This is a genomic window from Pseudoalteromonas sp. (assembly GCF_041613455.1).
GTDB lineage: Bacteria > Pseudomonadota > Gammaproteobacteria > Enterobacterales > Alteromonadaceae > Pseudoalteromonas.
The window spans coordinates 1-6,165 of sequence record NZ_JBFJHD010000180.1; the positions used below are offsets into that span (position 1 = coordinate 1).

The 6,165-nt window shown below is 44.6% G+C and carries 7 protein-coding genes; all 7 read right to left on the bottom strand.

The window, feature by feature from the left end; all coding sequences use genetic code 11:
- Positions 1–915 (bottom strand): Hpt domain-containing protein (locus tag ABYB02_RS13495; protein ID WP_372762950.1); only part of this gene is annotated, 915 nt, incomplete at its 3' end.
- Between the two features lie 15 nt (positions 916–930).
- Positions 931–1,698, bottom strand: a complete 768-nt coding sequence (locus ABYB02_RS13500) for a protein phosphatase CheZ (protein WP_372762951.1) — start codon at positions 1,696–1,698, stop codon at positions 931–933.
- Between the two features lie 15 nt (positions 1,699–1,713).
- Positions 1,714–2,097, bottom strand: coding sequence for a chemotaxis response regulator CheY (cheY, locus tag ABYB02_RS13505; RefSeq protein ID WP_372762952.1), 384 nt, complete (start codon positions 2,095–2,097; stop codon positions 1,714–1,716).
- A gap of 40 nt (positions 2,098–2,137) precedes the next feature.
- Positions 2,138–2,848 carry an RNA polymerase sigma factor FliA gene (locus ABYB02_RS13510; protein ID WP_372762956.1) on the bottom strand — a complete coding sequence of 237 codons (711 nt, stop codon included), beginning with the start codon at positions 2,846–2,848 and terminating at the stop codon, positions 2,138–2,140.
- A gap of 26 nt (positions 2,849–2,874) precedes the next feature.
- A complete protein-coding gene (locus ABYB02_RS13515) occupies positions 2,875–3,738 on the bottom strand; it encodes a MinD/ParA family protein (protein WP_372762953.1) in 864 nt (287 codons plus the stop codon).
- Positions 3,731–5,218: a flagellar biosynthesis protein FlhF gene (flhF, locus tag ABYB02_RS13520; protein WP_372762954.1), complete on the bottom strand. Its 1,488-nt coding sequence runs from the start codon at positions 5,216–5,218 to the stop codon at positions 3,731–3,733. Before flhF ends, ABYB02_RS13515 begins: the two co-directional genes overlap by 8 nt.
- A gap of 20 nt (positions 5,219–5,238) precedes the next feature.
- On the bottom strand, positions 5,239–6,165 hold a 927-nt coding region (locus ABYB02_RS13525; protein WP_372762955.1), incomplete at its 5' end, for an FHIPEP family type III secretion protein.

The window sequence follows — 6,165 nt, forward strand, 5'->3', positions numbered from 1 at the left end:
CCCTTTACCATGCAGTTCATCTAATAAGGCTTCAAATTCATCTTCAGTTATTTCATCATCATCCGCCGCGGCTTGAGTCGTATCAGCAACCTCGGCCTTAGCGTTTGCGGTTACCGCGCCAAAGCTGCCTACTCCGTGGAGTTCATCCAATAAACTGTCGAATTCATCATCGGTGATATCGCCGCTTAAATCGTTGCTGCTACTGATTGACGGGGGCGCAGCTGCCGGCGCTTGGCCTTTGCCGTGTAGCTCATCAAGCAAGCTTTCAAATTCGTCTTCACTGATTTCATCTATTTGGTTATCTGATGAGGTAACCGCAGGAGAATCAAATAAATCATCAAACGCAAATGGATCGTCCGCGTTGTTATCGGTGCTGTTCGCAGCGGCGCTATTATTCGCAGCAGCGCTATCAAATATATCATCAAACGCAAATGGATCGTCGGCATCATTTTCGGGCTCGCTGCTTACGGGATCACTCATTGCAGGTGCAACACTGTCAGCGGTTGTGGCAAGCTCGTCGGCTGTTGGTGGTAATCCTAACTTATGAAGCGTTTCAAGTAACTGCGGATCGGCAGGCTCAGGTTGTTCACGATTTTTTATCGTGGCAAACATTTCATTAATAGTATCAAGCGCCTGTAAAATAACATCCATTAGCTCTGAGTTGACGGAGCGTACTTTTTGACGCAGTAAGTCAAACACATTTTCAGCACCATGACAGGCATCTACCAACTCTGTCATCGCTAAAAAGCCCGCGCCGCCTTTCACGGTATGAAAGCCTCTAAAGATAGCGTTTAATAGTTCAGTATCGTCAGGGTTATTTTCTAGTTCGACTAGCTGTTCCGATAACAGCTCAAGGATTTCCCCCGCTTCTACCAGAAAGTCTTGTAAAATATCTTCATCGACTTCAAAGCTCATACAGTTACTTTCCTTTTAGAAACCTAAACTTGATAAAAGATCATCAACTTCGTCTTGATCAGATACCACATCGTTGCGCGATTCTTTATCAATAATAGGACCTTCTGGGCCTGCTAACGTCGCAGCAACGTTGGGGTTGGCTGTTTTTTGCTGTGCTACTGTATTAGCGTCATTTTCATCTTGCGCCGCAAATGCCGTTAATAAATGAATTAAACTTTCTTCGACTTCACGCACTAACTCGATAACACGGCGAATAACTTGTCCCGTTAAGTCTTGGTAGTCTTGCGCCATTAACACGTTAGTCATTAAGAGTTGTAGCTCATCGGTTTTATGATGCGAGTTATTCATAAATTTATCGATGCTGTGGCACAAACGTTTAAACTCACCCAGCTCAATTTCACGGCTCATTAAGCGATCCCAGGTGGGCTTAATATGGGCGATTTCATCGGCTAATTGCTGGGCTATTGGTAAGCTGGCTTCAACGGCATCCATGGTTTTATTGGCCGCGCTTTCTGTCATCTCGATAACATAATTAAGCCGCTTTTTAGCATCTGGAATAGCATCGGTAGTCAAATCAGTTAAACGTGTATCAAGCTCAAAGTCGGTTAACGAGTCATGTAATTGACGCGTTAATTTACCCACTTCGGCAAATAAATGCGATCGCTCTTGAGACGCTATCTCTACTAATAATTGGTCAGCGTGTTGTTGTTCACCATTTTCTAAAAAGGTCACTAACTGACGAGCTTGCTCTAAAGTAATTTGAGGCGCAGCAGCTGCTGGCATAAGCCTCTCCCCTTATTAACCTAAGCGTTCAAACACTTTTTCTAATTTAGTTTTTAATGTACCTGCGGTAAACGGCTTAACAATATAGCCATTCACTCCGGCTTGAGCGGCGGCAATAATTTGCTCTTTTTTTGCTTCTGCCGTCACCATTAATACCGGTAAATGCTTCAGCTTTTCATCCGCTCTGATTGCTTTTAGCAGATCAATCCCTTGCATGCCCGGCATATTCCAATCGGTTACTACAAAATCAAAGGCTTGATTTTGTAACATAGGCAATGCAGTTGAGCCATCATCAGCCTCTTGCACATTGGTAAACCCTAAATCACGTAATAAGTTTTTAATAATACGTCTCATTGTCGAGAAATCATCAACAACAAGTATTTTTATGTTTTTATCCAAAACATCCTCCAGTGAGGCCTGAACCTTTGTTTACTTACTTCTAATTTATCCAGTCATTGATTTTTGCTTTGAGCTTAATCATCGCCTGACCATGTATTTGACTAACACGCGACTCACTTACATCGAGTATCTGCCCTATCTCTTTTAAATTCATTTCATCGTTATAATACAAGGAAAGTACCAGCGCATCACGCTCTGGCAGAGATTTAATTGCATCGAGTAACGATGCATTAAACCGTTCATTTTTAACATTATTAAAGGGTTTGTCTAGTGCTAAATCGTGCCCTACTGGGGTAATAACATCTTCATCAATGCCTAAATCTTCAATTCCTAAAATTTTGGTAGAGTTAACATCAGTTAAAATATGATGATATTCCTCTAGCGACATTTCAAGCTTATCGGCAATTTCGCTGTCTTTGGGCTCGCGATTTAAGCTAGTTTCTAGACTGGCTATGGCTTCTATAACGAGGCGGCTTTTACGGTGTACCGAGCGTGGCGCCCAATCACCGCGACGCATTTCATCTAACATCGCACCACGAATGCGAATGCCCGCAAAGGTCTCAAAGCTGGCGCCTTTACTGGCATCAAAGTTTTTTGAGGCTTCAATTAAGCCAATCATTCCCGATTGAATTAAATCATCGAGTTGCACACTGGGTGGTAAACGAGCAATTAAGTGACAGGCTACTTTTTTAACTAATGATGCGTGCTTTTCGACAATTATATTTAGATTAATTGTTGATTGATATCCCATCGCTTTATTCACCAATCTAGTCATAATTAGCCGTTTACTAGCTTCTCAATGAAAAACTCTAAATGGCCGGAGGGTTGGTTCGGAATAGGCCATTTTTTAATTTTTGTCGCCAGGGTTTTAAAGGCAAGTGCCGCCGGAGAACTGGGGAACAATTCTACAATCACTTTTTGACGGCGGGTTGCTTTTCGCATATTTTCGTCATAAGGAACGGTCGCCACCAGTTCCATGGAAATATCTAAAAAGCGGTCGGTTACTTTTGACAGTTTAGCAAATAATTCTTGCCCTTCGCGCATGCTACGCACCATATTGGCAACAATTTTAAATTTGTATACGCCATGCTCGCGGCTTAATACTTTGATCAGCGCGTAAGCATCGGTAATAGAAGTTGGTTCATCACATACCACCACCATTACATCTTGTGCTGCGCGAGAAAAGCTTAACACCATGTCTGAAATACCGGCAGCGGTATCCACAATTAAAATGTCAAAATCACTGCTTAACTCACTAAAAGCACGAATAAGGCCGGCATGCTCTGAGGGTGTTAATTCAACCATACTTTGTGAACCAGACGTGGCGGGCACTATTTTTATTCCCGCCGGGCCTTCCACTAAAATTTCATCAAGCTCACATTCACCCGATAAAACATGTGATAAATTGCGCTCTACACGCAACCCTAACATCACATCACAGTTTGCTAAACCTAAGTCGGCATCAAGCACTAATACCCTGTTACCTTGCTGCCCTAATGCAATAGCAGTATTTAACGAGACGTTTGTTTTACCAACGCCCCCCTTACCGCCAGTCACAGCGATAACCTTCACGCCATTGTTATTATTATGTTTACTCATTTTTCGCAGGCCGCTTGCTTGATCCAATACTGTGTTAATCATACATCTCTACTGTGCTCGACGCCACTGATTGCTGGCGTGATTGTTGTGCTTTTATTCTTTTTAAATACAGTTGCTCAGCTTTTTTTACTAGTTTTTCAGCATTTGCAACACGAATATCTTCAGGGACTCGTTGCCCATTAGTAAGATACCCTATTGGCAGGCGATTTTGAATCGCAATACTAATAATCTCACCTAAACTTAATGACTCATCTAACTTAGTGAAAATACACCCACTGAGCTGAACTTTTTTAAAGTGTCTGACGGTTTCTTGTAATACGTTAATTTGCGCCGTTGCACTCAGTACCAAGTAGCTGCGAATATCAACGCGTTGGTTACGCATTAAGGTATTTAACTGCTCGGTTAAGCGCAAGTCTCGTTGGCTCATACCCGCAGTATCAATCAGCACTAAGCGCTTATTACGTAAATGGTATAGCACCTCAGCCAGCTCGTTGGCATCTTTAACTTGCTTAACGCCACAGCCAATAATCCGCCCATAGGTTGCCAGTTGTTCATAAGCACCAATTCTATAGGTATCGGTAGTAATTAACGCGACTTTATCGGCGCCATATTTTTGTGCGCCAAGCGCTGCAAGTTTAGCAACTGTGGTGGTTTTACCCACCCCGGTAGGCCCCACTAACGCATAAACCCCGCCGTGACGTAATATTTCGTTATTGGTGGTTTGCATCTGGTCTTCTACCATGCTCAGTAAAGCTTTCCAGCCTTGCTGACGTGACACATCTTCGGGTACAAAGCGGGCCATTTGTTCGGCAACGGCGTTCTCTATGCCCATGCCTTCTAAGCGGTCAATCATACAGGCGCGAGTAGGATCGCGACGTGCCATGTCTTGCTGCATTAACCCCGATACTTGGTGCTCTAATAACTGACGAATAGCGTTCATTTCTTCGCGCATTCGCAACATTTCTGCGCTGTCACTATTATTAGTGGCAGGCACATCCGCCGCGGGCGTATCTAGGTCATCAAAGCCGGCGTCTAAGTCATCAAACCCTAAGCTGTCTGCTTGTGTGTGTGGGCGCTTGCTTGCACGTTCTTCAGCGGCAAACATATTATTTGTTGGCCGAGGTTGTGCTGCTGGCTGTTGATAATGCTCAGTAGTGTCTATACCCGAGTGCGAAAACATTGAGGCAAGCTCTGCCGAGCGCGGACGTGGCGACTGGCGCTCAAGTAACGCTTGTAGGCTATCGGCGACTTTTGCTTGTGGCTCTGGCTTTGCGCGTTGTGGCGCGGGCTTCACAAAGTTGGGCTTATTTTGCGGCTCTGCATCAGCGCTGCGAGGTGCAGCAGCACTTGCGTGTGGCGCGGTGGTTTTTGGGGCTGCTTTATCATAGTCAACGGCGGCAACAATTTCGACACCGTTTGCCAGTTTTTTATTAGACATAATAACCGCATCAACACCTAGCTCATCTTTCACTTCTTTCAGTGCGGTGCGCATATCTTTAGCAAAAAAACGTTTAATCTTCATAGTTCAACCCCTTTAAAATCTTATTGTTGGCCTACTGAGCTGACAATCTTGATCTGTCTTTCGTCTGGTATCTCTTGATACGACATCACTCGCAATCCTGGAATGGTGTACTTAACAAAACGAGATAACACAGTGCGTAACATTCCTGACGTTAGCAATATCGAAGGTTCACCGGCCATTTCTTGATTTTGATGCGCTTCGTTTAATGACACTTGAAGTCGCTCTGCAAGTCCTGGCTCTATTCCGGCACCTTCGTCGCCTGCATTTTGTAATGACTGATGCAACATCTGTTCCAACTCAGGCGCCAAGGTTATGACAGGGATTTCTGACGACATACCCACCGCATCTTGAACGATTAATCGGCGTAGCGAAATACGCACGGCAGCGGTCAGTACTTCGGGGTCTTGGCTGCGTGGGCCATACTCTACTAGGGTTTGCACAATTGAGCGCATATCGCGAATGGCGACCCCTTCGTTTAATAAATTTTGCAATACTTTTACTATGGTGGTTAATGGCAGCACTTCGGGGACTAACCCTTCCACCAGTCGAGGGTGGCTTTTAGCCAACATATCTAATAAGTTTTGTACTTCTTCGTGGCCTAATAGCAAGGCTGCGCTATTGGTTAATAGCTGGCTAATATGGGCGGCCACCACGGTAGCCGAATCAACCACCGTATAACCTAGCGACTGTGCTTCATCTTTTTGCTCCGGCTTGATCCACACCGCATCTAAGCCAAATGCGGGGTCTTTGGTTTCAACCCCTTTAACAGGGCCAAACACTTGACCTGGGTTAATTGCCAGTTCGTCGCCATGCTTTAGCTCCCCTTCGCCACTGGATACGCCCATCATCGTAATGCGGTAAGCGTTCGGATCTAACTCTAAATTATCGCGAATATGCACAGGCGGCACTAAAAAGCCCAATTCTTGAGACAGTTTTTTACGCACGCC

Bases quoted from the DNA above. Each gene is read 5' to 3' on its own strand.
- ABYB02_RS13510 (WP_372762956.1), bottom strand. From the start codon at position 2,848: ATGGGATATCAATCAACAATTAATCTAAATATAATTGTCGAAAAGCAC.
- ABYB02_RS13515 (WP_372762953.1), bottom strand. From the start codon at position 3,738: ATGATTAACACAGTATTGGATCAAGCAAGCGGCCTGCGAAAAATGAGT.
- ABYB02_RS13500 (WP_372762951.1), bottom strand. From the start codon at position 1,698: ATGCCAGCAGCTGCTGCGCCTCAAATTACTTTAGAGCAAGCTCGTCAG.
- flhF (WP_372762954.1), bottom strand. From the start codon at position 5,218: ATGAAGATTAAACGTTTTTTTGCTAAAGATATGCGCACCGCACTGAAA.